The organism is Tritonibacter sp. AK171 (genome assembly GCF_030127025.1).
In the GTDB taxonomy this organism is placed as follows: Bacteria; Pseudomonadota; Alphaproteobacteria; order Rhodobacterales; family Rhodobacteraceae; genus Epibacterium; species Epibacterium mobile.
In genome coordinates this window covers 731,646-755,748 of the sequence record NZ_CP126134.1, presented here as the reverse complement: position 1 = coordinate 755,748, position 24,103 = coordinate 731,646, and the positions used below count along the sequence as shown (strand labels likewise).

Annotated in this window: 22 protein-coding genes; 8 read left to right on the top strand and 14 right to left on the bottom strand. The window is 59.9% G+C overall.

What is annotated here, in order from left to right; all coding sequences use genetic code 11:
- Both QNI81_RS03575 and dctP read right to left on the bottom strand, forming a co-directional pair.
- Complete coding sequence (locus tag QNI81_RS03575) at positions 1–564, bottom strand: TRAP transporter small permease (protein WP_283967387.1); 564 nt, start codon at positions 562–564, stop codon at positions 1–3.
- 72 nt (positions 565–636) lie between these two features.
- A complete protein-coding gene (dctP, locus tag QNI81_RS03570) occupies positions 637–1,638 on the bottom strand; it encodes a TRAP transporter substrate-binding protein DctP (RefSeq protein ID WP_065322751.1) in 1,002 nt (333 codons plus the stop codon).
- Between the two features lie 250 nt (positions 1,639–1,888).
- Between dctP and QNI81_RS03565 the strand changes: the two genes are divergently transcribed.
- The 3 genes from QNI81_RS03565 to QNI81_RS03555 all read left to right on the top strand — a co-directional run bounded on the left by QNI81_RS03565 (position 1,889) and on the right by QNI81_RS03555 (position 4,408).
- Positions 1,889–2,866 carry a LysR family transcriptional regulator gene (locus QNI81_RS03565; RefSeq protein WP_283967386.1) on the top strand — a complete coding sequence of 326 codons (978 nt, stop codon included), beginning with the start codon at positions 1,889–1,891 and terminating at the stop codon, positions 2,864–2,866.
- 128 nt (positions 2,867–2,994) lie between these two features.
- A complete protein-coding gene (locus tag QNI81_RS03560) occupies positions 2,995–3,927 on the top strand; it encodes a bifunctional riboflavin kinase/FAD synthetase (RefSeq protein ID WP_283967385.1) in 933 nt (310 codons plus the stop codon).
- Positions 3,928–3,937: 10 nt separating this feature from the next.
- A complete protein-coding gene (locus QNI81_RS03555; protein ID WP_065332545.1) occupies positions 3,938–4,408 on the top strand; it encodes a YcgN family cysteine cluster protein in 471 nt (156 codons plus the stop codon).
- A gap of 36 nt (positions 4,409–4,444) precedes the next feature.
- Here QNI81_RS03555 and QNI81_RS03550 read toward each other — a convergent pair whose 3' ends face one another.
- A complete protein-coding gene (locus QNI81_RS03550; RefSeq protein ID WP_283967384.1) occupies positions 4,445–5,269 on the bottom strand; it encodes an alpha/beta fold hydrolase in 825 nt (274 codons plus the stop codon).
- 8 nt (positions 5,270–5,277) lie between these two features.
- The gene (locus QNI81_RS03545; RefSeq protein ID WP_114961496.1) at positions 5,278–5,892 is read right to left on the bottom strand and encodes a 2-hydroxychromene-2-carboxylate isomerase; all 615 of its coding nucleotides are present in this window, start codon (positions 5,890–5,892) and stop codon (positions 5,278–5,280) included.
- 104 nt (positions 5,893–5,996) lie between these two features.
- Between QNI81_RS03545 and QNI81_RS03540 the strand changes: the two genes are divergently transcribed.
- Positions 5,997–7,019 carry a ribose-phosphate pyrophosphokinase gene (locus tag QNI81_RS03540; RefSeq protein WP_110365708.1) on the top strand — a complete coding sequence of 341 codons (1,023 nt, stop codon included), beginning with the start codon at positions 5,997–5,999 and terminating at the stop codon, positions 7,017–7,019.
- A gap of 141 nt (positions 7,020–7,160) precedes the next feature.
- Here the strand turns inward: QNI81_RS03540 and QNI81_RS03535 are convergent, their stop codons facing one another.
- Positions 7,161–7,727, bottom strand: a complete 567-nt coding sequence (locus QNI81_RS03535; RefSeq protein WP_283967383.1) for a hypothetical protein — start codon at positions 7,725–7,727, stop codon at positions 7,161–7,163.
- A gap of 343 nt (positions 7,728–8,070) precedes the next feature.
- Here QNI81_RS03535 and QNI81_RS03530 point away from each other — a divergent pair, with 343 nt between their 5' ends.
- A complete protein-coding gene (locus QNI81_RS03530; protein ID WP_283967382.1) occupies positions 8,071–8,949 on the top strand; it encodes a DMT family transporter in 879 nt (292 codons plus the stop codon).
- A gap of 88 nt (positions 8,950–9,037) precedes the next feature.
- On the opposite strand, the gene QNI81_RS03525 is transcribed toward QNI81_RS03530, so the two are convergent.
- Together QNI81_RS03525 and QNI81_RS03520 are read right to left on the bottom strand one after the other, a co-directional pair.
- Positions 9,038–10,549, bottom strand: coding sequence for a hypothetical protein (locus tag QNI81_RS03525; protein WP_283967381.1), 1,512 nt, complete (start codon positions 10,547–10,549; stop codon positions 9,038–9,040).
- Positions 10,550–10,680: 131 nt separating this feature from the next.
- Positions 10,681–13,125 carry a heavy metal translocating P-type ATPase gene (locus QNI81_RS03520; protein WP_283967380.1) on the bottom strand — a complete coding sequence of 815 codons (2,445 nt, stop codon included), beginning with the start codon at positions 13,123–13,125 and terminating at the stop codon, positions 10,681–10,683.
- A gap of 272 nt (positions 13,126–13,397) precedes the next feature.
- On the opposite strand from QNI81_RS03520, the gene QNI81_RS03515 reads away from it, so the two are divergent.
- Positions 13,398–14,102 carry a DUF2306 domain-containing protein gene (locus QNI81_RS03515; RefSeq protein WP_283967379.1) on the top strand — a complete coding sequence of 235 codons (705 nt, stop codon included), beginning with the start codon at positions 13,398–13,400 and terminating at the stop codon, positions 14,100–14,102.
- A 90-nt stretch (positions 14,103–14,192) separates the two neighbouring features.
- Here QNI81_RS03515 and QNI81_RS03510 read toward each other — a convergent pair whose 3' ends face one another.
- The 7 genes from QNI81_RS03510 to QNI81_RS03480 form a co-directional block, all read right to left on the bottom strand.
- Positions 14,193–14,549: an H-type lectin domain-containing protein gene (locus QNI81_RS03510; RefSeq protein WP_283967378.1), complete on the bottom strand. Its 357-nt coding sequence runs from the start codon at positions 14,547–14,549 to the stop codon at positions 14,193–14,195.
- Positions 14,550–14,667: 118 nt separating this feature from the next.
- Positions 14,668–15,081 (bottom strand): F0F1 ATP synthase subunit epsilon, encoded by a 414-nt coding sequence (locus tag QNI81_RS03505; protein ID WP_005620550.1) that lies wholly within the window; start codon positions 15,079–15,081, stop codon positions 14,668–14,670.
- An 11-nt stretch (positions 15,082–15,092) separates the two neighbouring features.
- Positions 15,093–16,517, bottom strand: coding sequence for a F0F1 ATP synthase subunit beta (atpD, locus tag QNI81_RS03500; protein WP_005620552.1), 1,425 nt, complete (start codon positions 16,515–16,517; stop codon positions 15,093–15,095).
- 20 nt (positions 16,518–16,537) lie between these two features.
- Entirely contained in the window at positions 16,538–17,413 is an 876-nt protein-coding gene (locus QNI81_RS03495) for a F0F1 ATP synthase subunit gamma (protein WP_009176844.1), read from the bottom strand.
- A 15-nt stretch (positions 17,414–17,428) separates the two neighbouring features.
- Positions 17,429–18,970 (bottom strand): F0F1 ATP synthase subunit alpha, encoded by a 1,542-nt coding sequence (gene atpA / locus QNI81_RS03490; protein WP_009176178.1) that lies wholly within the window; start codon positions 18,968–18,970, stop codon positions 17,429–17,431.
- Positions 18,971–19,531 carry a F0F1 ATP synthase subunit delta gene (locus tag QNI81_RS03485; protein ID WP_065322763.1) on the bottom strand — a complete coding sequence of 187 codons (561 nt, stop codon included), beginning with the start codon at positions 19,529–19,531 and terminating at the stop codon, positions 18,971–18,973.
- A 402-nt stretch (positions 19,532–19,933) separates the two neighbouring features.
- Entirely contained in the window at positions 19,934–20,680 is a 747-nt protein-coding gene (locus tag QNI81_RS03480; protein ID WP_114961502.1) for a methyltransferase domain-containing protein, read from the bottom strand.
- 55 nt (positions 20,681–20,735) lie between these two features.
- On the opposite strand from QNI81_RS03480, the gene gloB reads away from it, so the two are divergent.
- Both gloB and clpA read left to right on the top strand, forming a co-directional pair.
- Complete coding sequence (gloB, locus tag QNI81_RS03475; protein WP_283967377.1) at positions 20,736–21,551, top strand: hydroxyacylglutathione hydrolase; 816 nt, start codon at positions 20,736–20,738, stop codon at positions 21,549–21,551.
- Between the two features lie 201 nt (positions 21,552–21,752).
- A complete protein-coding gene (clpA, locus tag QNI81_RS03470) occupies positions 21,753–24,089 on the top strand; it encodes an ATP-dependent Clp protease ATP-binding subunit ClpA (RefSeq protein ID WP_065329790.1) in 2,337 nt (778 codons plus the stop codon).
- Positions 24,090–24,103 lie beyond the last annotated feature (14 nt).

The following is a 24,103-nucleotide window of genomic DNA, read 5'->3' as shown; positions in this document are numbered from 1 at the left end:
TCAGGCTCCTGCAGCAGGGTCGCGATCAGCGGGCACGGCAAAGCGCGCCGCCGGAAGTTTCAGGAAAATATAGAGCCGCAGCGCGCTGTAGAACCCCATCAGGCCAAAGCCGACAAAGATCGCCGCACGCGGCACAAAGAACGGAATTTGCAGGGCAATCGTGGTCTGATAGCGGGGATAATCGCCGATTTCCTCGATCATCATCACCGTGGACCAGTAAAACAGCACCAAGGTCACCAAAAGCTCGATCCCGGTGATCAGGATCGCCCGCGCACGCCGTTTGACGGGATCAAGGATCACAAAATCCAAGAGATCGGCGTTCACATGCGCCCCCTCCCAGGTACCAATGGCGGCGGCGATGAAATAGAGCCAGAAACAGATGATCAGCAGCCATTCCTCATAGGCGAACAGATCGGCGTTAAAGCCATATCGGAACACCACCACGAGGAAGAAGGTCAGCGCCATGGCGATACAGCCAAAGCACACGTAGATCGTTTGTAGCCGCAACAGGATGCGGACCAGCTTGGCCAGCCCGGGCGGCAAATCCCGGCTCAGGTCTTTCATGATGCAGTCACCGTCTGGAGATCAAGGACAGGCCCCGGATGCCGGGGCCTGCGCGCTGTCAGATCATTGGGATCAGTTGCTGGGGGCCATCAGGCGGTCGATCACATCCTGACCAACAATCTCGGCAATCCCCGGCCAGACGTCCTTGCGCACGGTCTCGGCAATGGCGCTACGCTCGGCGTCAGAGACCTCGACCACCTCGTAGCCGGTTTCCTTGAGCTTATCGATGTAGCCCGCTTCATTGGCCTTCGCCTCGGCAAAGTAGCTCTGCGCGGCCTTGTCAAACGCGGCCTGCACGGCGGCGCGCTGTTCGTCGTTCATCTCTTCCCATGTCTCCATGGAGGCGTAGTAGGTGGTGTTCTCGACCACCGCGCCATAGGGGATGAAATACTTGCCCACATCAGAGGTCGCAAAGGCGCTATAGGCCAGCTGCGCGGTGCAGCAGATCGCGCCATCCACCACGCCGGACTGGATCGCCGGGAAGACCTCGCCCCAGTTCATTGTGGTCGCGTTAAAGCCCATGGCCTCCACGGTGTTCTTGATCACCTGACTGGACCAGACACGGATGTTGACGCCCTTGTCGCCCACGGTGGTTGCGTTTTCGGGCAGGGTTTCGGCCACCACGCCGATAAACCCTTCGGGCGCATTGGCGAGAAGTTTCAGCCCCAGCCCCTCAAGCCGTTCGGCAAAGATTGCGTTAAAGGCGCTGTCTTTGTTGAGGTAGATATTCTCCATCTCGTCAAAGCTCGACACCAGATAGGGCAAGGAGTTGATCTCCAGCACCGGGTCGCGGTGGGCATAGATCACGGAATGCACCAGATCGACGTTGCCCCGCGCGGCGTCTTCGAACAGTTCTTCGCCAGAACCAAGCTGCCCGGCCTCAAACAGCGTCACCGAGAGGCCCACATCAGCGCCTTCGATATCGGCTTCGATCTGCTTCAGGATGTCATTGCCGAAATGTTCGACCGGGACAACACCCGCGAGTTTGAGTCGCATGTCGGCCGCCTCCGCCGCGCCCAGCGACAGGGTGAAAGCAGCCGCCGTGGCTGCGGTGGTCCATAGTGACTTACGCATGAGAAAAACTCCGTTCCCTGTTGTCGTTGCAGCGCGTTGGCCAAATGCCCCCTCTGTCGGCTCTTGCCGCTTCTGCCGAGGGTGGGTGCGCTGCGTTGTGTTTCAGCGAAATCTGCGGAGGGATCTGAAATAGATCAAATAGATAATTGATTATCTCAACATAGATTTTAATAATGAAGGCACGCGGCACGGCGATTTGGCGCAATAACCCGACCCACAAAAATCGCCATAAGGATCTGTTTTTAAAAGAATGTCACAAACCCAACCGGCCCCGCACCACATGGACCCCGAACGCCTCACCCGTGAGATGAACTGGAACCTATTGCGCACCTTTGTGGTGCTCGCTGAGAGCGGCTCTGTCACCGAGGCGGCAGAGCAATTGCGGCTAAAACAGCCCACGGTTTCGGTCGCCCTGAAAAAACTGGAAGACCAGCTGGGCCAGCGCCTGATCGACCGTTCGCCGGGACATTTCGCACTCACCGAAGCGGGCGAGCTCCTCTATCGCGAGGCGGTGACCATCAACGGCTCCATCCTGCGGCTCGCCACCCTAATGCGCACCGTCGCCCCCGAAATCAGCGGCCATGTGCGCATTGCCGTGGCCAGTCATGTGCTCTGTCCGCTGTTTGATTCGGTCATTGGCGATTTCTACGCCGAGCACCCAAAGGCAAGCCTCGCCATTGATGTGATCACCAGCGGCGATGCCATCGCTGCGGTAGCGGCAAAGCGGGTGAGCTTTGCCCTCGCTCTGGTGCGCGAACAAGATCCGAACCTGCGCTACATCCCCGTCTACCGCGAAACATTCGCGCTGTTTTGCGGCCCGCGCCATCCGCTGTTTGGTCGCAGCGACCTGACGCTGGATGATCTCAAAGGCCACGCTGCGGTGGTGTTTGACAATGACCGCCTGCAAGACGCGTTGCAGGACGTGACCCTCCTGCGCGCCCGCGCCGCACTTGCAACGCAGGTAACAGGCGTATCGGAAAATCTGGAAGAGGTGCGGCGCATGATCATGGCAGGCCTTGGTATCGGTCCCTTGCCCAAACATGTGGTGGCCCGCGACCTGCGCGACGGGCTGCTGTGGCAGGTGCCCCCGTTCGAGGATCTGCCAGAGGTCGATGTCTATCTGGTCTGGAACCCCGACACCGTGCGCAACCGCGCCGAGGAAAAGCTGCTGAATAATCTGATCGCCCGACTGGAAACTGTTCCCTACAAAGACCGCTCTTATGCATGATCACAGACCCATCTGCCGCGGAGCTTCATCTTTTTACAAATACCTAAATTCCACATCATCCCCTTCACTGAACGTCACTCGGGCACAGCACCCTTGCGCCATCCCCCACTCAGAGCTAGGGAAACGCCATGCGCATCATCCGTGATTATCAATTTGTTGACGACCAGGATCGCGGGGCCACCGTCGCGATCGGCAATTTCGATGGCGTTCACCGCGGCCATCGCTCGGTCATTGATCTGGCGCGGCAGGCCGCACCGGACGCCCCCCTGGGTGTCATGACCTTTGAGCCGCACCCGCGCGCGTTCTTTGCCCCCAATGCCCCGCCCTTTCGCCTGATGTCGGCAGAGGCGCGCGCGCATCGTCTGGAAAAGATCGGCGTTGAAAAGCTCTATCAGCTGAATTTCAACCACGCGCTGTCGTCGCTGACGCCTGAGGAGTTTGCCCGCAAGGTGATCTTTGAAGGTCTGGGGCTGGCGCATGTGGTGGTGGGTGCCGATTTCTGCTTTGGCAAGGGCCGCGCGGGCAGCGTCGAGGATCTCCAGCGCTTCGGACAGGAGATGGGCTTTGGCGTCACCATCGCGCCTTTGATGGAATATTCCGAACACACGGTGTCCTCCACCGCGATCCGCACCGCCCTGAGCGAAGGCCGCCCGCGCGACGCCGCCGCCATGCTCGGCCATTGGCACCGCATCGAAGGCGAGGTGATCGGCGGCGAGCAACGCGGCCGCGAGCTTGGCTTTCCTACCGCGAACCAGTCCATCGACGGGCTGCACCCACCTGCTTTTGGCGTCTATGCGGTGCTGGTGGATGTGCTCGACGGCCCTCATAAGGGCAGCTACCACGGTGCGGCTTCGGTCGGGGTGCGGCCGATGTTTGACGGCGAACAACCCAACATCGAGACCTATCTCTTTGATTTCAAGGGCAACCTTTATGGCGCGCATCTGTCCGTCGGGCTGGTGGACTATCTGCGCCCGGAGATGACTTTTGACGGGCTGGAGCCCTTCATCGCCCAGATGCAGGCCGATTGCGATCAGGCCCGCGCCATCCTCAAAACGCTCTGAGAGGGCCGATATGACCAATCAGATCGACCGGGACGGGCTTGCACCGAAGTTCTGGGAAAAGAAACCGCTCAAGAAACTTTCGCCGCGCGAATGGGAAGCGCTGTGTGACGGCTGCGGCAAATGCTGCCTCAACAAGCTGGAAGACGAAGACACCGGCGAGGTGGCGCTGACGCGCGTGGCCTGTCGTCTGCTGGACGATCAGTCCTGCCAATGCGCCCATTACGAGACCCGGCACAGTTTCATCCCCGAATGCATCGTGCTGAAGCCCGAAAACCTTGATACCCACGCCTATTGGATGCCGCAGACCTGCGCCTATCGCCGCCTGTGGGAGGGCAAATCCCTGCCCGACTGGCACCCGCTGGTGACGGGCGATCCGGACAGCGTGCACCGCGCCGGGGTCTCGGTGCGCGGCATGACCGTGTCGGAATTCGACACGCCGCTGGAGGAATGGGAAGACTACATTATTGAGGAACCGGTCTAAGGGGCTGACCGGCCCCAGAAGCCGATCAGCAGCGGCTCATCCATCGGGCCAAAAGGTTCCGATCACCTCGGCCACCGCCTCGGGATGTGTCACTGGCACCATATGGCCGGCGCCCTCGATGACCGCAATCTGCGCCTTCGGCATCCGCGCCGACAGCGCCTCAGTCACCGCAGACATGATCGGCTGGGTCGCGCCCCCCTGCATCACCAGCACCGGCATCGGCAGCGCTTCCAGCGCGCCGGGTGCCAGCAGCCCCACCGCGTCATCATAGACCTGACTGTCACAGTCCATCACCGCCGGAAAAGATCGCACCATCGCCGCGCGGGCGCGCTCCGGCAGGTCCGGCCATTTGGGATAGCCCGTCCCCCATGCACGGTTAAAAAGCCGCGTGGCATATTCCACATCGCCCGCCTCATAAGGGGCGCGCACCGCCTGATGGTCGGCGCGCATCTGAACCAGTGCCTCGGGGTTTTGCGCTTGGGCCGCGGCAAACAGGACCGGCTCGATCATCACAAGGCTGCGCACCAGATCCGGGCGCATCTCCGCCATCGCCAGCGCCACCGTGGCACCAAAAGAGTGCCCGACCAAATCCACAGGGCCACCCGCGCGCGCGACCAAAGCCTCCAGAAGGAGCAACCCGGCCTCGGCATTGCGCTGTTGCAAAAGCCCCTGCCCGTCCCAATCCGGGCTCTTGCCATGCGAGAGCATGTCAAAGGCCTCGACCCTCACCAGTTCTTCGCCCAGCGCCGCCACCAGCCCCCGCCACGCACCCGAATGCGCCAGCGAGCAATGCACTGCCAGAACCGTGCGTGCGCCTGTGCCAAAGCTGCGATGGTATACCTCTTGCGGCAGGGAGGTCATATCCAGACTCACGCGCCCTGCCCTCCAAGGTGCCAGTCGAGATCCTCCAGCCGGTCCTGCCCCCAGAATTTCGCCCCATCTGCCGTCACGTAGAAAGGCGCGCCAAAGACGCCTGCGTTCACCGCATCCTCGAGGTTTTGCGCATAGATCTCCGCGCCGGTCAGCAAACCGCTATCCGCCAGCGCGGGGTCGAAACCGGCGCTCTGCAGCAGGGATTTCACCACATCATCCTGCGCGATATCGCGCTCCTCGGACCAGATCGCACGCAGCGTGGCATGCACCAATGCCCCAAGATCACCGCCACCGGCCTTTTGCGCGGCAATGATCGCATAGGAGGAGGGCGCCGCATTGGTGGGCCAATGCGCTGGCTTCAGATGAAGCGGCAGGCCGGTGCGTTTGGACTGACGCTCAATCTCGATCAGCCGGTAATCCTGTCGCGCCGGGTGACGGTCCTTGGGCGGTGTGCCCCCGGTGCGCGCAAACAGCGCCATAATGTCAAACGGCTTATAGGTCACCGTCGCGCCATGGCGGGCGGCAATTTCTTCCAGACGTTGCCCGGCAAGGTAGCTGAAAGGCGACAGTGTGGAAAAATAGTAGTCGATTGAGGGGGCGGAGGCGGTCATGGCGAGAATTCCTCGTGCTTAGAACTAGGCCCGAGACTATGTGCGTGTTAAGCGGGGTTCAATATCACGAATCTGTCACATTGCTGCCTGGGGATAATCAGCCAATGCCGACCTTGAACGAACCCAAGCTCATAGCTGGGAACGCCAATCTTCCGCTCGCCAAATCAATCTCGCGCCGCATGAGCATGCATCGCGGCGTCGACCAAGAACTCGTCAGCGCCCGTGTTGAGCGCTTTAACGACGGCGAGATCTTTGTCGAAGTCTACGAGAACGTGCGCGGCGAGGATATGTTCATCATCCAGCCGACGTCGAACCCGGCCAACGACAATCTGATGGAGCTGCTGATCATCGCTGATGCGTTGCGCCGCTCCTCGGCTCAGCGCATTACAGCGGTTATTCCATACTTCGGCTATGCCCGTCAGGATCGCCGCACCAAGGCCCGCACGCCGATCTCGGCAAAGCTGGTCGCCAATATGCTGACCGGTGCAGGCATTGAGCGGGTTCTGACCCTCGATCTGCACGCCGCGCAAATTCAGGGCTTTTTCGACATTCCGGTGGACAACCTCTATGCCAGCCCGATCTTCGCGCTGGACGTAAAGGCCCAGTTCAAGGACAGCATGGACGACCTGATGGTGGTGTCTCCCGATGTGGGCGGCGTGGCCCGCGCCCGCGAGCTGGCCAAACGCATCAATGCGCCGCTGTCCATCGTCGACAAACGCCGCGAAAAACCCGGTGAAGTTGCCGAGATGACCGTGATCGGCGATGTCACCGGCAAAATCTGCCTGATCGTCGACGACATGTGCGACACGGCTGGTACGCTTTGCAAGGCGGCTCAGGTGTTGCTGGATAACGGAGCCAAAGAGGTCCACGCCTACATCAGCCACGGCGTCATGTCCGGCCCTGCCGTAGAGCGCGTGACCAATTCGGTGATGAAATCGCTGGTCCTGACCGATTCCATTCAGCCTTCCGAGGCGGTTCTGAATGCACCCAACATCCGCATCCTGCCGACCGCACCGCTGTTCACCCAAGCGATCCTGAACATCTGGCACGGCACTTCTGTGTCCTCGCTGTTTGAGGACAAGACCCTGATCCCGATCTACGAGTCGCTCTACAACAGCCAGAGCTAAGATCCCTCAGATCTCATCAAAACACCCCGCGAGATGTCGTGGGGTGTTTTTTTTGTGAACGGCCCTCAAATGCAACCCGCCATTCGTGCGGGTGTTCGTTGGGTGTTCAAGGCGGGATTGAGGCCAATGAAGCCGTTGAAGTCAGTCTGATCTGATCACTAAGAAGCTTGAGGGGCCGATGTCCAATCCGTCTGTCACAAAGAAAACCTCAACTTCAATTTCTAGCGGTATTTGTTGCGAGGGGTGACCATCAAGCCATGCAAAGAACAGCTCTGATGAGCCTTCACTTTCGCCGCCTACAAGTGGAACATCAGGGAAGATTTCATCCTTCGATCTGAAATATATGCCAAATTCGTCTATAGAGTACGTAGACGTTGGAGGAAGAGATACCTTTAGGGTGATGGTTCCAGCATCGTTGCAGGATGCACCGGGTGCCTCAGTTCCCCTAGTGATTTCAACCAACTCAACCACGGGCGCCGGTACTTTTTCCCAGTAAGCACCTTCTAGCCCTTGTTGACCTGGGACGGGATGTTGTTCCCAGGCCTCAAGGCTTGGAACGAATAAGCTGGTCTCGGTCTCAAATGAACATGCGGGAGCATTTGACCCGCAAAATGCACACGCAACTGACATGACGACTGATGCACCCCTTATTATCATGCCGTTAACCTTTGCGATTGCGGTTCGAAACACTGCTTGATCAAAGAGCATTTTGGATGATGCATCAACAATCAACCGCAGCAAAGTCTGAACAGCTCACGGCCAGCTTAGTGCGAGCCTGCTGCCAACGCCTGTCTCCGCATTGAGGTATCTCTCCGCCGCGCACGCCTGACCGGTCTGGTATCCTCCCGGAAGACCCGATTGGCCTTCATGCGCAGGACACCTACCTGATCCGCTATCAAATCGCCTCATCTGGGTCTGAGAGTGTCTGCGCCTTTGGACCGGCCTCATCAACTCCGCACGCACACTCCACAACATTGCGCAGAGAGCGCTTTGAAGCGCCCGCAGCACCTGATAGGCCCTTCTCATCCGCCCCTGCATAAAGTTGCCCCTCATGAGAACCACCGACCTGCTGCGCCTTGCCGCTCTTGTATTCACTGCCGTTACTTGTGTGGTCATGGGCGACACCGCCGGAAAGCTGCTGACGGCGCGCGGAGTTGATCCGGTGGTGGTGGCATGGTCGCGCTTTGCGCTTGGGGCTTTGGTGCTGCTGCCGCTCAGCGGAATGCGTCTGAGCGAGCTCTACATCGCCCGTGACTGGCGGGTCTGGCTGCGCGCCGGGTTGGTCACCGGTGGCATCTCCTGCATTCTCACCGCGCTCAAGACAGAGCCGATCGCCAATGTGTTTGGCGCGTTTTTCGTCGGACCCATCGTGTCTTATGTCATTGCGGTGCTGTTTTTGGGCGAACGTCCTTCGCTCCAACGCAGCCTGCTGCTGGGGTTGGGGTTCATCGGTGTGATGCTGGTCGTAAAACCCGGTTTCGGCGCGAGCTTCGGTCTGCTTTATGCGCTGGCCGCCGGGTGCTGCTACGGGACCTATCTGGCCGTGACGCGCACCGTTGCAGGCAGCTATCGCCCGCGCCTGTTGCTGATGTCGCAACTGCTGATCGGGTCGCTTTTGCTGACGCCTATCGGGATCAGCGCAGATCTGCCTGCGCTCAGCTGGCCGATCATGGCGCTGCTCGCCATCAGCGCGCTTGGATCGGCGGTCGGGAACTACATTCTGGTGGTTGCCAGCAAAACCGCCGAGGCCTCGCTCATTGCGCCACTGGTCTACAGTCAGCTGATTTCGGCAACCGTGCTGGGCGTTGTGGTCTTTGGCGATTGGCCGGATGTCATCTCGCTCTGCGGATTGGCACTGATCGTATTGTCGGGCTTTGGCTCACTGGTGGTCCACCAACGCAGCCATGCTCCGGTGGTGGCGGCAAAATAGGGGCGGCGGAGGCATCGCCTCACCGCCCCGGCGATCGATGTGAACGCCCCGCAGACCAGTCTCCGCAGTCTCTTTCGGCAGAACCGCCCTACCCTTCGATTTCTGGTTCAGGATTGTCGAGCCCCTGTGTCGGCGCATAGGGGTCCTCACCAAATTTCAATGCAGCAAGCTCGGCCTCCATCTTTGCGATTTGTTTCTCGCGATCGGCGACCTGCTTGTCGAACCAGTCCTTCTTTGCGGGCAACAGATGGCTCGGATCTGCCTTGAACACTGCAAGATGTGCTTTGGCCGCGTCGATCTCCCGCTGTTTGATCGCAACAATCTCCGCCAGCGCATCGGCATCCGACTGCAGCCCCAAGGCCTTGATCGTCGCTTTCTCCAGCTTGTCCTGCAGCCCGTCATTATCTTCGACAAAGTCGTTCAGGAAGGCCACGATTTTTGACGGTTCCGTGCTTTCCTCAAAGGACACGGAGATGTTCATTGCCTTGTAGGTGAAGGGGGTGGTCTGCAAACGCTGCACGACATCTGCAAAATCACTCAACACCTCTCGTGGCTTATCCTCTGTTGTCAGACTCAAGTTCAGCAGCTTCTCAATATTCTCCGGCGGATCAGACATCGGCATGGTGAATTGCGACCACGCATGCCCCCCCAGCACCGCTGCGGCCGTCATGGGACCAAACCCCAAATAATCCTTGCTGTCCTGCACCGACACCCGCTGGACACCGCCGCTATCGGTGCGTTTCACATTCGTGGCGTGAAAGCTCGCCAGGGCGATATTCTCATCGCCTGATTGCGCGGGCGTCGACAGTTTCACGGTAAATGCGATGTCGCGGTCCTGGGTGCCGCTGGTCGCAAAGCGCCGGACATCGAAATACACAGGAACATATCGAAATGCGCTGCCATCCGCCGAAAGCTCCAATCGCAGTTCGAGGATGGATCCGATCTCCCCCCCGTCAAAAACAGATAAACCGGCTTTGGCAAGGCGGTAATTGACAGTTTCATCTTTCAGCCCGTTGATCTCTGCCTCGCGCGACCATGGATCAAGGCTGTTGCCGTCGTCCTTGATCGCCTTGATCAGATCGGCAGTGGAGACCAAGCCATTCTCGGTCAGAACCGGCGCAGATGCGGTCACTATGGTCAGGCAGTTCAGCGCTGGGTTCAAAAATACCGGCCTGACAGTCTTTGTCTCAAGGGGCTGCGTGTCCTCTTTGTCGGCGGTTTTTTTGGTCTTGGCAGGCACCGACACGGGCATATCATTCTCGACCCGAAACAGGTTGATCGGAAGTATATCCTGGGCTTTTTCCGGTTCAGGATTTGCCTTTTTACTCAGGTAATTGACGCCTGCATCAAAGGCGAATTCCACCAGTTTTGCTCCAATTGCGGCCCCAAGAGGGTCGATTTTGTTTTCGGGCTTTTGCGTCTCGCGCGTGATGTCGATGAACGCAACCGGCACCACAAAGCCAGCGCTCGGTTTGACATCGCGCCCGGCGGTCAGAATGCAGTCGTCGGAGGCTAAGACCCCCATTTCGGTCGCAACAGCCATTGAGGGCAGAAAGGACGCGGCAACAATTGCAGCAATGGAAGGTCCAAAGGGCTTCATGACAAACACTCCAACGTTTTAGAATCATCTCAATGTCGGAATGTTGCAGGCCGCAGGACACAATTGAAAGAAAGTTCGTCCTGCGGCCGTCTTCTGGCGATTGATTTTCATGTAGCCTTTGCGACTGCAGGTCAGGCCCGCCGCAGCCGCAGCGCATTGGTCAGCACCGACACCGACGACAGCGCCATCGCTCCGGCGGCGAAGACCGGCGAGAGCAATATGCCGAACGCGGGATAGAGCGCGCCCGCCGCCAGCGGGATCAGCGCCGCGTTGTAGACAAAGGCCCAGCCGAGGTTCTGGCGGATGTTCACCAGCGTCCTGTGCGAGATATTGATCGCCGTCACCACGCCGCCGAGATCACCCGACATCAGCACCACATCGCCGGCCTCGATCGCCACATCGGTGCCGGTGCCAATGGCGATCCCCACATCCGCCTGCGCCAAGGCCGGTGCGTCGTTGATGCCATCGCCGACAAAGCCCAGCTTGCGCCCGCGCGAGGCGAGATCCTTGAGCGCGGCCACTTTGCCCTCAGGCGCGACCCCGGCGACCACATGGGAGATGCCCAGATCGCGGGCGATGGCCTCTGCCGTGGCGGGGGCATCGCCAGAGATCATCGCCACATCCTTGCCCATCGCCCGCAGCGCTTTGATTGCTGCGGCACTGGTCGGTTTGATCGGGTCTGCCACCGCCAGCAGCGCTGCTAGCTGGCCGTCGATGGCGGTGTAGAGCACGCTTTCACCCCGGTTGGCGCGCTCAAGCGCCTCTGCCGCCAGCGCATCAACGCTGATGCCAGCTTCTGACATCAGCCGCGCGCTGCCGATATGGATCTCGCGCCCGGCAACCTTCGCGGTGACACCGCGGGCTGTGTGGCTCTGGAAATCACTGACCTCCGCGAGAGTCAGGCCCTCCTCGCGCGCGGCTGTCACCAGCGCGCGGGCGATGGGATGCTCTGAACGTGCCTCTACCGCAGCCACTGCGCCCAACACCTCGGCGCGCTCAAATCCTGCGGTCGGGTGCAGCGCCACCAGTGATGGGCGGCCCTCGGTCAGGGTACCGGTCTTGTCAAAGGCGATGATGTCGACCTCGTTGAGCGACTGCAGCGCATCGCCCTTGCGAAACAGCACGCCAAGCTCTGCCGCGCGCCCCGTCCCGACCATGATCGAGGTCGGCGTTGCCAGACCCATGGCGCAGGGACAGGCGATGATCAGTACCGACACTCCGGCCACCAAGGCGTTGGTCAATGTGGGCTCCGGCCCCACCATCAGCCATACGGCCACCGTCAGCAGCGCCAGCCCCATCACCACCGGCACAAAGCGCAGGGTGACCTTGTCCACGAGGCTCTGGATCGGCAGTTTGGCGCCCTGCGCATCCTCGACCATGCGGATGATCTGCGCCAGCGTGGTCTCGGCCCCGGTGCGGGTCACGCTGACGGTAAGACTGCCCTCGCCATTGACAGTCCCGCCGGTGACCGCAGCGCCTGCGGATTTCTCCACCGGGATCGGCTCACCCGAAATCATGCTCTCATCCACATGGGCGCTGCCCTCCAGCACCTCGCCATCGGTGGGGATGCGTTCGCCGGGACGCACAAGGATGCGATCACCGGGGGCAAGATCATCCACATCCACATCCTCGGGCTGGCCATCCTTGGTCAGTCGGCGGGCATGGCGGGCCTGCAAGCCCACCAACGCCTGAATGGCAGCCCCCGTGCGGCCCTTGGCGCGAGCCTCCAGCCAACGGCCGATCAGAATCAGGGTCACAATCATCGCCGCCGCCTCGAAATAAACCGCACGCACATCGGCAGGCAGCAGAGACGGGACAAAAGTCGCCACCAAAGAATAGACCCATGCGGCCCCTGCCCCCAGCGCCACAAGGCTGTTCATATCCGGCGCGCCCTTGCGCAAGGCGGGCAGCCCCAACGCGAAAAAGGCCCGACCGGGAAGGAACAGCACCGCCGTGGTCAGCACGGCTTGGATCACCCATGAGGTTTGCATGCCGATGGTCTGCGCGATCCAGTGATGCACCGCCGGGACCATGTGGCCGCCCATTTCCAACAGAAACACCGGCAGGGTCAGCATGGCGGCGATCCAGACCTGACGACGCAGATCGCGCGCCTCACGGTGCTTGCGGGCGCTGCGGTCCTCGCTGTCGCGCGCCTCTGCCGGGCGGGCGCGATAGCCCGCTTCGGTGCTGGCTGCCGCCACTTGCGAGGGCGTCACCACCCCTTGCAGGATCTCCACCTGCGCGCTCTCGGCGGCGAGGTTCACATTGGCCGAGACCACACCGGGCAGCGCCTTAATCGCACGCTCCACCCGGCCCACACAGCCGCCGCAGGTCATACCCGCGATCGACAGCTGCACAGTCTGGTGCCGCGCCGGTTTGCCCAGATCGCGCAGCGCAGCGTCAGCCTGCTCCAGCGCCTCGTGGTTGGCTGCGGTGATCTGCGCGGTCTCATTGGCGAGGTTCACCGAGACATCACTAAGCCCCGGCAGTGCCGCCAAGGTGCGGTCAACACGCCCCACGCATCCAGCGCAGGTCATACCCTCAATCGAGAGGCGAGCGGTGATCGGTTGGGTCATGGAACGACTCCGTTATTGCCTATTGTCTTCCATGTAGGGGTTCCTGTCACTGGAAGCTCAAGAGGCAATATGAGATTTTTTTACACACCGGATTTGGACGTCATAGGCTGGTCATCGCCAATCAAGAGCGCGACCCGCGCGACAGTGATCTTGCAATCATTTAATTGACCTCGGTCATTTATTTAAATATGACCATGGTCAATTACAAGCTTAGCAGGCGCAATTGCCCCTTCCCTAATGGAGAGGTGCAGGATGGCCGACCAAGGACCGTTATGTTGAAAATCGCAAGACACGCCTTTTTATATGTTGGTATCGCCCTCACGTTAATGATCGCGCTCTATTCGCTTCGGTATCTATTCGGTGGTGCCGCATCCGTTTTGGCACTCGCGGAAACAGATGCGATGCTGGAGTATCTCTCCGGGCAGCAGAGTAGCTTCTGGCATGAATTCTCTGTGCGACAGCAACCGCTTTATCAATCAAGCGAATTTGCCGTTGTCGGTCATATCACTGCGGCATCGGTGGCGCTGATAGCCGGGATCATCCAGTTCCTTCCTGTTGTTCGACAAAAAGCACCCCTGCTACACCGGGCAAGCGGGTATTTCTATGCGTTTACCGCGACGCTTGGTCTGGGGCTCGGGGCCTATATTTCCTTTTCGCTTCCGATGATTGGCGGCACGAACACGATCATTTCCAATATCCTTGGGGGCATTTTGGGTATCTCTTTTGTGGGGATTGCCTTTTACCACATCTGGAAGAAGCAATACGTGCAACACGGGCAGTGGATGCTGAGAAGCTACGCGGTATTACTGGCAATTCTCACTGTTTATCTGCTGGTCGCGTTTTTTGCGCTGCTCGGCGTTGAAGCCGAACGCGGCTACGCGCTGGCGCATATGCTCTGCTTCCCGATAAACTTGGCATTGGTGGAACTGTTCATCAGAAGAAGCGCCTCCGGCCAAATGGTGCTCGCCTACGAGTAGCACTGGAATATTCTCATCTGGAGGCGTTTGACCGAGCCCCCAACGCTGCCCTGATCCAAGTCGTGGCACATGCACGACGTGATGCCGCCCCTAGTCCACCACCCAGTCGTCCTCAAACGGCATATCGCCAATGGCCATCCAGGCGGCGCGGACGCGGGCGACGCGGCTGTCGGACCAGGTGCGAAAAACGATGTCGAACCCCTCGGCGGTGATCTCTTCGGCGACCAGTTCGGCACGATAGGCGGCGGTGTGGTCCATATCCATCAGCGAAGCTGTCACATGCACGGCAGGCGGTGCGGCAAAGGCCTCGTCAAAGCGCAGATGCAGGCGGCGTTCACGCTCCCCCTCGCCCGTCCACATGGTGCCCCCCGAGTCGAACTCTGAGAACACCTCCACATCACCCTGCGCGATGCCGGTGCGGGAATTCCCCAGGCGCACTGTAGGCATTTGGAACCTCAACCTTCAAACAATCAACAAATTGAAAGTATCGTCCAACCCTTACCAAAAAGAAACCGGCCTGCAGGGCGCAGGCCGGTTTCTTGTCTCTTGGGTTCTGACAGTGGTGTCAGAGGCTCATGTGGGTCCCGAGCGCTTCCATATCTGCAAGCAGCTTGGCCGCGTCTTCCACCAGACCGTGTGCGGACTCATCATCCTTGGCGGTCTTGTACATGGCGCGGGCTTCCTCGATGAGCTCGTCCAGATGGGCGCGGGTCATCTCATCCATGGGGATTGCCCGCTCTGCGAGAACCGACAGGCCCTCGGCAGTGATCTGGGCAAACCCGCCAGTGACGAGATACTCCGTGGTGCCTTCCGGTGCTTCCACCTTCAGGATGCCCGGACGCAGGGTGGTGAGTGTCGGCGCGTGCAAGGGCATCGCCGTCATGTCACCCTCGGAGCCGGGGATCTGGACCGCGCGGGCCTGAAGCGAAGCAAGGCTCCGCTCCGGGCTCACGAGATCGAATTGCATCGTATCAGCCATCAGGGCCCTCCTTAGGCCGCGTCAGCAGCCATTTTCTCGGCTTTTGCGATCACTTCGTCGATGCCGCCAACCATGTAGAAGGCGCCTTCGGGCAGGTGATCGTATTCGCCGGCCACAACGGCTTTGAACGACGCGATGGTGTCCTCAAGGGAAACCTGCACACCGTCGGAACCGGTGAAGACCTTTGCAACGTCGAACGGCTGCGACAGGAAACGCTGGATCTTACGCGCACGCGCAACGGTCAGCTTGTCCTCTTCGGAGAGTTCGTCCATGCCGAGGATCGCGATGATGTCCTGCAGCGACTTGTAGCGCTGGAGGATCTGCTGAACGTCGGAGGCCACTTTGTAGTGCTCTTCGCCAACGATCTGCGGGTCCATCAGGCGCGACGAGGAGTCGAGCGGGTCCACAGCGGGGTAGATGCCAAGCTCGGAGATCGCACGGTTGAGAACGGTGGTCGCGTCCAAGTGGGCAAAGGTTGTTGCAGGTGCCGGGTCGGTAAGGTCGTCCGCGGGAACATACACAGCCTGGATCGAGGTGATCGAGCCGTTCTTGGTGGAGGTAATACGCTCCTGCATCGCACCCATGTCGGTCGCCAGCGTCGGCTGGTAGCCCACAGCGGAGGGGATACGGCCCAGAAGTGCGGACACCTCGGAACCCGCTTGGGTAAAGCGGAAGATGTTGTCCACGAAGAACAGAACATCGGTACCGGACTGGTCACGGAACTGTTCCGCGAGGGTCAGACCGGTCAGAGCAACGCGGGCACGCGCACCCGGAGGCTCGTTCATCTGGCCGTAAACCAGAGCAACCTGCGACTCTTCGAGGTTGTCGGGCTTAATCACGTTGGATTCGATCATCTCGTGGTAAAGGTCGTTGCCCTCACGGGTACGCTCACCAACACCCGCGAACACGGAGTAACCCGAGTGCACTTTTGCGATGTTGTTGATCAGTTCCATGATGAGAACGGTTTTACCAACGCCGGCACCGCCGAACAGACCGATCTTACCACCCTTCGCATAAGGCGCGAGCAGGTCGATCACCTTGATGCCGGTTTCCAGCACTTCGGATTCGGTGGATTGTTCGTTGAACTCGGGCGCAGGCTGGTGGATCGCGCGGGTCTCTTTCGCGACGATCGGCTCGCCTTCGTCCACGGGCTCACCCACAACGTTCAGGATGCGGCCCAGAGTTGCGTTACCGACCGGGATGGTGATCGGCGCACCAGTGTCGGTGACTTCCTGACCACGAACGAGACCTTCGGTCGCGTCCATCGCGATGGTACGGACAGAGTTCTCGCCGAGGTGCTGAGCAACCTCAAGAACGAGCTTCTTGCCGTTGTTGTCGGTGGTGAGGGAGTTCAGAATCGCCGGCAGCTCGCCGTCGAACTGAACGTCCACAACGGCGCCGATGATCTGAGTCACCTTGCCTTTTGCATTTGCCATGTTTCGTCTCCGGTTGTCTCTTAGAGCGCCTCGGCGCCCGAAATGATTTCAATAAGCTCGTTGGTGATGACGGCCTGACGCGAGCGGTTGTACTCGATGGTCAGTTTGTCGATCATTTCGCCCGCGTTCCGCGTAGCGTTGTCCATCGCGCTCATCCGGGCACCCTGTTCGGACGCCCCGTTCTCCAGCAGACCCGCAAAGATCTGGGTGGCGACGCCGCGCGGCAGAAGATCCGCAAGGATCGCCTCTTCGCTGGGCTCGTAATCCACCACACCGGAGGTCGCCTCGGCGCCCTCGGCATCGAATTCTGCCGGGATGATCTGCTGAGCAGTCGGGATCTGGGTCACGACGTTCTGGAACTTCGAGTAGAAGATCGTAGCAACGTCGAACTCGCCCGCGTCAAAGCGTGCAAGGATGTCCTTGGCGATGCCCTGCGCGTCGACATAGCCTACGCGCTTGACTTCGGTCAGGTCCACGTGACCAACGAAGAGGTCTTTGAACTCACGCTTCAGGACATCACGGCCCTTCTTGCCCACGGTGAGGATCTTGACGGTCTTGCCAGCCGCCTGAAGGTCGAGGACCTTCTGACGCGCCAGCTTGGCGATATTGGCGTTAAAGCCACCGCACAGGCCGCGCTCGGCGGTCATGACCACCAAGAGCTGAACCTGATCCGAACCCGTACCCGCAAGGAGCTTGGGCGCGGTATCGCTTTGACCGACAGAAGCTGCCAGCCCCGCCATCACGGCATTGAACCGCTCGGCATAGGGGCGTGCATCCTCAGCCGCTTCTTGGGCGCGGCGAAGTTTCGCCGCCGCGACCATCTGCATGGCTTTGGTGATCTTACGAGTGTTTTTCACACTCGAGATCCGGTTTTTTAGGTCCTTGAGAGAAGGCATGTGCTGTCTCTCTCCTTACGCGAAGTCTGCGGCGAATTCGTCCAGCACAGCCTTCATCTTCTCGACCGGTTCACCCTTCTTGAACTTGGGATCCTCGTCGGTGATCCACTGCAGGAAGTCGGCCTTCTTGGAGCGCAGGAAGGTCAGAAGCTCGGCTTCAAAACGACCCACTTCCTTGACGTCGACCTTGTCGAGGTAGCCGTTGGTGCCCGCGAAGATGATGCAGACGATTTCAGAGTTGGTGAGCGGCGAGTACTGCGGCTGTTTCATCAGCTCGGTGAGACGCGCGCCACGGGCCAGCAGCTGCTGGGTTGCGGCGTCGAGGTCGGAACCGAACTGCGCAAAGGCTGCCATCTCGCGATACTGCGCGAGGGACAGTTTCACAGGGCCCGCAACGGAGGACATCGCATCGGTCTGTGCCGAGGAGCCCACACGGGAAACCGACAGACCGGTGTTCACGGCGGGGCGGATGCCCTGGTAGAACAGTTCGGTCTCAAGGAAGATCTGACCGTCGGTGATGGAGATCACGTTGGTCGGAATAAACGCGGACACGTCGCCGCCCTGGGTTTCGATGATCGGCAGCGCGGTCAGCGAGCCTGCACCGAAGTCTTCGTTCAGCTTTGCCGAACGCTCCAGCAGACGGGAGTGGAGGTAGAAAACGTCACCCGGATAGGCTTCACGGCCCGGCGGGCGGCGCAGCAGCAGGGACATCTGACGGTAAGCAACAGCTTGTTTGGAGAGGTCATCATAGATGATGAGCGCGTGCTTGCCGCTGTCGCGGAAGTATTCAGCCATCGCGGTTGCTGCATAGGGTGCGAGGAACTGCATCGGCGCCGGGTCGGACGCAGTCGCGGCCACAACGATGGAGTATGCCATCGCGCCGGACTCTTCCAGTTTCTTCACCAGCTGCGCCACGGTGGAGCGCTTCTGACCGACAGCAACATAGACGCAGTAGAGCTTCTTGCTCTCGTCGTCGCCTGCAGCGTCGTTGTAGGATTTCTGGTTCAGGATGGTGTCCAGAGCAATCGCGGTCTTACCGGTCTGACGGTCACCAATGATCAGCTCACGCTGGCCACGGCCAACGGGGATCATCGCGTCCACGGATTTGAGGCCGGTTGCCATCGGCTCGTGCACGGATTTACGCGGGATGATGCCCGGCGCTTTCACGTCTGCAACTTTACGCTCTTTGGCTTCGATCGGACCTTTGCCGTCCAGCGGGTTGCCGAGGCCATCGACAACGCGACCCAGAAGCTCGGGACCAGCAGGCACGTCCACAATGGAGTTGGTGCGCTTGACGGTGTCGCCTTCTTTAATGTCGCGGTCGGAGCCGAAGATAACCACACCGACGTTGTCGGATTCGAGGTTCAGCGCCATGCCCATGATGCCGCCGGGGAACTCGACCATTTCGCCCGCCTGGACGTTGTCGAGGCCGTAGACACGGGCGATACCGTCACCGACGGAGAGAACGCGGCCGATCTCGGCCACTTCGGCTTCTTGACCAAAATTCTTGATCTGGTCTTTAAGGATCGCGGAAATTTCCGCTGCTTGGATACCCATTTATCCGACCTCTTTCATTGCATTCTGTAGGGAGTTGAGCTTGGAGCGGATCGAGCTGTCGATCATCTTCGAGCCCACTTTAACGACGAGACCGCCGATGATGCTTGCATCGACGGTGGCATTGATGGTGACCTTTTTGCCCACGCGCTCTGCGAGGGTTTTGGCCAGTTTATCGCTCTGGGTCTTGGTCAGTGCCTTAGCGGAAACAACGTCGGCTGTGACCTCGCCGCGGGCTTCGGCAATGCGAGCACGCAAGGCGTCGATCAGGGCTGGAACCACAAACAGGCGGCGTTTGGCCGCCATCAGCGCGAGGGAGTTGCGCAGAACTTCAACAAGCCCCATCTTGTCTGCCACGGCAGAGATGGCGGCTGCTTGTTCGTCACGCGACACCAGCGGTGAAGTGATGAGAGTGCGCAGGTCTTCGCTGTCAGCCAAAGCGGCTGCCAGATCATTGATGCTTGTCTCGAGGTTATCGAGAGCATTGCTCTCGGCAGCGATATCAAAGATCGCTGTGGCATAGCGGTCGGCAATGCCTGCGGAAATCGAAGCTGGTTCGGACACGTCCACCCTTCCGATATTATTTTGGCCCCGGTTTATATGCGTCCTGGCAGGTAGCATCCGGGGGCGTGAGGTCGCCCGATTTTTGGCCGGGCATCGAAATCAGCGTGGATGTAGCAGAGCCTTTGCGACCTAGCAACTCCCTCTGTCCGAAGCCGCGAAATCCGATTCCACGCTTTTTCAATGACTTAACAAAACTACGGTGGTTTGACGCAGCTCTAATGGTAAAAAAATTACGCCCCCCAGCTGCGGGGATGCGATTCCAGAGGCGCAAATTGCGTCATATTGCGTCATTTCGGTACACAAGCGTACACAATGTCGAATCTCGCCCATGAAGCGTCGACAACGATCACCCGGCAATCGTGCCCATCAAACAGCCATGCACTTGCATCTCAAACTTGCGCTTTACGCGGGCTCCGCGATCGGGTTGGACAGCCCTTCCAGTACCCGGATCGGATTGGTGCGGCGCGCGCGGATCATATGGCCCTTTTGGGGATGGGTCTGCTTGGAAACCTCCACCAGAAACACACCCGCCGCCATCATCGCCGGAAGCCTGCGCCCCACCCGCTCGATCATCGCGCCCGACTTCAGCCAGAAGCGGCGCGGGCTGGGCAGGCGATAGAGGGCGGCCGCGTGCTGCTCGATGGTGAACTGATGCCCGCGCAGCTGGTTTTCCAGCTGTGTCAGCGTATAAGGCCGACCATAGCCAAACGGCGTCGCATCCGAGCGCACCCAAAGCCCGCCACGATTGGGCACGATAAAGATCGCCCTGCCCCGCGGCGCCATCACCCGCCAGCATTCATCCAGCAGGGCGGAGGGCTGTTCCGAGGTTTCAAGACCGTGCAACAGAACCAGTCGGTCCACGCGCCCCGTCTCCACCGGCCAAGAGGTCTCCTCGCACAACACCGACACATTGGGCTGCCCCGCCGGCCATTGCATCACCCCCTGTGGCCCCGGCATCAAGGCCATGACCCGGCGCGCCTCACTCAGGTAGGGCCGCAACAACGGGGCCGCAAAGCCAAATCCCGCAATCGTCTCACCAGTGGCATCGGGCCACATCCGCAGCAATTGCCCCCGGATCGAGGCCTGCGCCGCGCGCCCCAAGGTGCTGCGGTAGTAGAAATTCCTCAGATCCTGCACATCCAGATGCATTGCAGACGCCCATTGCTTCGGTCACTCTGGGGGTAGTCTAGCAATGTGAAAGCGAATGACCATGCCCGATCAGACCTCTTTCCCCACCACCGTGGCAAATGGCCTCGAAATCGTCACAGTACCGTGTCTTGCGGACAACTACGCCTATCTGGTCAACGGCCCCGACGGCGTCGCGGTGATCGACGCCCCCGAGGCCGCACCGATCATTGCCGCGCTTGAGGCACGCGGCTGGAACCTTGGCGTCATCATGATCACCCATCACCACCATGACCATGTGGGCGCGATCAACGCGTTGCGCGACAAGTATGGCTGCCCCGTGATGGGCCCCAAGGCCGAGGCCGATAAAATCGCAGCGCAGGGCGCGCCCCTTGATATGGAGCTGGAACCCGGCTTTGAGGGCGGCACCGGCGCGGGACGCTGTCAGGTGATCGCGGTGCCCGGCCATACCCTCGGCCATATCGCCTTTTATTATCCCGAAGGCCCTGCCCTGTTTAGTGCCGACAGCCTGATGGTGATGGGATGTGGCCGCCTCTTTGAGGGCACGCCTGCCATGATGTGGCACACCATGACCACCCTCGCCGCCCTGCCCGACGACACGTTGGTCTTCTCTGGCCATGAATATACAGAAAGTAACGCCCGCTTTGCGCTCAGCATCGACCCCGATAATGCCGCGCTGCAAAAAAGAGCCCGTGAAATTTCTCAGGCGCGAAAAAGTGACCTTCCCACCGTTCCCGCACGGCTGAAGCTGGAAAAAGTCACCAATCCGTTTTTGCGCGCAGGGGATACGGATCTAAAGAAATCTCTGGGATTGGAGGGGGTTGAAGATGCGGAGGTCTTTGCCCATATCAGGGCTGCGAAAGACAGATTTTGATGTCGTTTTCCGGCCTCCCCATCAATTTCGCACAAGATATGTGAGCACAATGTCGGGAATTGTGACCACAATCACGCAAAAAGCCCTTGAAGCTTACGTTCTATCAACCAAACTCTAACAGTATGAGGACATGGTTATGGGACAGGACCGGCCCGCCCGGTGGCGACCGATCCCCATGACCCAAGACAGAGGAGCACGCCCGTGCCTTCATTCTCGAGCACATTGGAACAAGCCATTCACGCGGCGCTGGCGCTGGCGAATGAACGGCGTCATGAATTCGCAACCCTGGAGCACCTGCTGCTGGCCCTGATCGAGGAGCCAGATGCGGCCCGCGTCATGCAGGCCTGCAGCGTGAACCTTGATGAGTTGCGATCAACCTTACTTGAATTCGTGGACGAGGATCTTGCGAACCTTGTCACCGATATCGACGGCTCTGAAGCGGTGCCAACCGCTGCATTCCAGCGCGTGATCCAGCGCGCTGCCATCCACGTACAGTCCTCAGGTCGCACTGAGGTCACCGGCGCCAATGTGCTGGTTGCGATCTTTGCCGAACGCGAAAGCGATGCCGCCTTCTTCCTGCAGGATCAGGATATGACGCGCTATGATGCGGTGAATTTCATCGCCCATGGCGTGGCCAAAGACCCTGCTTACGGCGAAAACCGCCCCGTGACCGGCGCGACGGACGCCGAGGATGAAATCGGTGGTGGCCCCACCGTCGGAGGCGCGGAAGGCGAACAGAAAGAATCGGCGCTTTCGAAATACTGCGTCGATCTCAACGCCAAATCCCGTGAGGGCGATATCGATCCCCTTATCGGTCGCGACAGCGAGGTGGAGCGCTGCATTCAGGTGCTGTGCCGCCGCCGCAAGAACAACCCGCTGCTGGTCGGCGATCCCGGTGTCGGTAAAACCGCCATCGCCGAGGGTCTGGCCCGCAAGGTTGTACAAAACGAAGTGCCTGAGGTGCTGTCGGAAACCACCATCTACTCGCTCGACATGGGCGCGCTTTTGGCGGGCACCCGCTATCGCGGTGATTTTGAGGAACGCCTCAAAGCGGTGGTTACCGAACTCGAAGAACACCCCGACGCGGTGCTGTTCATTGACGAGATCCACACCGTGATCGGTGCAGGCGCCACCTCTGGCGGCGCGATGGATGCGTCCAACCTGCTGAAACCTGCCTTGCAGGGCGGCAAGCTGCGCACCATGGGCTCCACCACCTATAAGGAGTTCCGTCAGCATTTCGAGAAAGACCGCGCGCTGTCGCGTCGGTTCCAGAAAATCGACGTCAGCGAGCCTTCGGTCGAGGATTCGATCGAGATTCTCAAAGGGCTGAAACCCTATTTCGAGGAGCATCACTCGATCAAGTTCACCTCGGATGCAATCAAATCCGCAGTCGAACTCTCGGCGCGCTACATCAATGACCGCAAACTACCCGACAAGGCCATCGACGTGATCGATGAGGCCGGGGCGGCGCAGCATCTGGTCGTCGAAAGCAAGCGGCGCAAGACCATCGGCGTCAAAGAGATCGAGGCCGTGGTGGCCAAGATCGCCCGTATCCCGCCGAAAAACGTCTCTAAAGACGACGCCGAGGTGCTGAAAGACCTGGAAGCCTCGCTGAAACGCGTGGTCTTTGGTCAGGATGCTGCCATTGATGCGCTGTCTTCGGCGATCAAACTGGCCCGTGCGGGCCTGCGCGAGCCGGAAAAACCCATCGGCAATTACCTCTTTGCAGGCCCCACCGGCGTCGGCAAAACCGAGGTGGCCAAACAGCTCGCCGATACGCTGGGCGTGGAACTGCTGCGCTTTGACATGTCGGAATACATGGAGAAACACGCGGTCTCTCGTCTGATCGGTGCGCCTCCGGGCTATGTGGGGTTTGATCAGGGTGGCCTGCTGACCGACGGTGTCGACCAGCATCCCCATTGTGTGCTGTTGCTCGACGAGATCGAGAAGGCGCATCCGGATGTGTTCAACATCCTGTTGCAGGTGATGGACAACGGCCAGCTCACCGACCACAATGGTCGCACGGTCAACTTCCGCAACGTGGTGTTGATCATGACCTCGAACGCGGGCGCGTCGGAGCTGGCAAAATCCGCCATCGGCTTTGGGCGTGACCGTCGCGAGGGTGAAGACACCGCCGCCATCGAGCGCACCTTCAGCCCGGAGTTCCGCAACCGTCTGGATGCCACCATTTCCTTTGGCCCGCTGCCCAAGGAGGTCATCCTGCAGGTGGTCGAGAAATTCGTCCTGCAGCTTGAGGCTCAACTGATGGACCGCAATGTCTCCATCGAACTGACCCGCAAGGCCGCTGAATGGCTCGCCGACAAAGGCTATGACGACAAAATGGGTGCCCGCCCCCTTGGCCGCGTGATCCAGGAACACATCAAGAAACCACTGGCGGAGGAGTTGCTGTTCGGCAAGCTTTCCAAAGGGGGTGTGGTTCAGGTCGGCATCAAGGATGGCAAGCTCGACCTGCGTATCGAAGGCCCCGGCAAGCCGCGCCTTAGCGGCAACAAGCCGCCCCTGCTCACCGCGGAATAAGCAGCGAGCCAAAG

What these genes read in the sequence shown, in the direction of transcription:
- QNI81_RS03550 (WP_283967384.1), bottom strand. Translation starts at nt 5,269, where the DNA reads ATGACCTCCCTGCCGCAAGAGGTATACCATCGCAGCTTTGGCACAGGC.
- QNI81_RS03545 (WP_114961496.1), bottom strand. Translation starts at nt 5,892, where the DNA reads ATGACCGCCTCCGCCCCCTCAATCGACTACTATTTTTCCACACTGTCG.
- QNI81_RS03510 (WP_283967378.1), bottom strand. Translation starts at nt 14,549, where the DNA reads ATGCCTACAGTGCGCCTGGGGAATTCCCGCACCGGCATCGCGCAGGGT.
- QNI81_RS03560 (WP_283967385.1), top strand. Translation starts at nt 2,995, where the DNA reads ATGCGCATCATCCGTGATTATCAATTTGTTGACGACCAGGATCGCGGG.
- QNI81_RS03495 (WP_009176844.1), bottom strand. Translation starts at nt 17,413, where the DNA reads ATGCCTTCTCTCAAGGACCTAAAAAACCGGATCTCGAGTGTGAAAAAC.
- QNI81_RS03535 (WP_283967383.1), bottom strand. Translation starts at nt 7,727, where the DNA reads ATGCTCTTTGATCAAGCAGTGTTTCGAACCGCAATCGCAAAGGTTAAC.
- QNI81_RS03480 (WP_114961502.1), bottom strand. Translation starts at nt 20,680, where the DNA reads ATGCATCTGGATGTGCAGGATCTGAGGAATTTCTACTACCGCAGCACC.
- QNI81_RS03530 (WP_283967382.1), top strand. Translation starts at nt 8,071, where the DNA reads ATGAGAACCACCGACCTGCTGCGCCTTGCCGCTCTTGTATTCACTGCC.
- QNI81_RS03540 (WP_110365708.1), top strand. Translation starts at nt 5,997, where the DNA reads ATGCCGACCTTGAACGAACCCAAGCTCATAGCTGGGAACGCCAATCTT.
- atpA (WP_009176178.1), bottom strand. Translation starts at nt 18,970, where the DNA reads ATGGGTATCCAAGCAGCGGAAATTTCCGCGATCCTTAAAGACCAGATC.
- QNI81_RS03525 (WP_283967381.1), bottom strand. Translation starts at nt 10,549, where the DNA reads ATGAAGCCCTTTGGACCTTCCATTGCTGCAATTGTTGCCGCGTCCTTT.
- gloB (WP_283967377.1), top strand. Translation starts at nt 20,736, where the DNA reads ATGACCATGCCCGATCAGACCTCTTTCCCCACCACCGTGGCAAATGGC.
- atpD (WP_005620552.1), bottom strand. Translation starts at nt 16,517, where the DNA reads ATGGCAAATGCAAAAGGCAAGGTGACTCAGATCATCGGCGCCGTTGTG.
- QNI81_RS03575 (WP_283967387.1), bottom strand. Translation starts at nt 564, where the DNA reads ATGAAAGACCTGAGCCGGGATTTGCCGCCCGGGCTGGCCAAGCTGGTC.
- QNI81_RS03505 (WP_005620550.1), bottom strand. Translation starts at nt 15,081, where the DNA reads ATGGCTGATACGATGCAATTCGATCTCGTGAGCCCGGAGCGGAGCCTT.
- QNI81_RS03520 (WP_283967380.1), bottom strand. Translation starts at nt 13,125, where the DNA reads ATGACCCAACCGATCACCGCTCGCCTCTCGATTGAGGGTATGACCTGC.
- QNI81_RS03555 (WP_065332545.1), top strand. Translation starts at nt 3,938, where the DNA reads ATGACCAATCAGATCGACCGGGACGGGCTTGCACCGAAGTTCTGGGAA.
- QNI81_RS03515 (WP_283967379.1), top strand. Translation starts at nt 13,398, where the DNA reads ATGTTGAAAATCGCAAGACACGCCTTTTTATATGTTGGTATCGCCCTC.
- dctP (WP_065322751.1), bottom strand. Translation starts at nt 1,638, where the DNA reads ATGCGTAAGTCACTATGGACCACCGCAGCCACGGCGGCTGCTTTCACC.
- QNI81_RS03565 (WP_283967386.1), top strand. Translation starts at nt 1,889, where the DNA reads ATGTCACAAACCCAACCGGCCCCGCACCACATGGACCCCGAACGCCTC.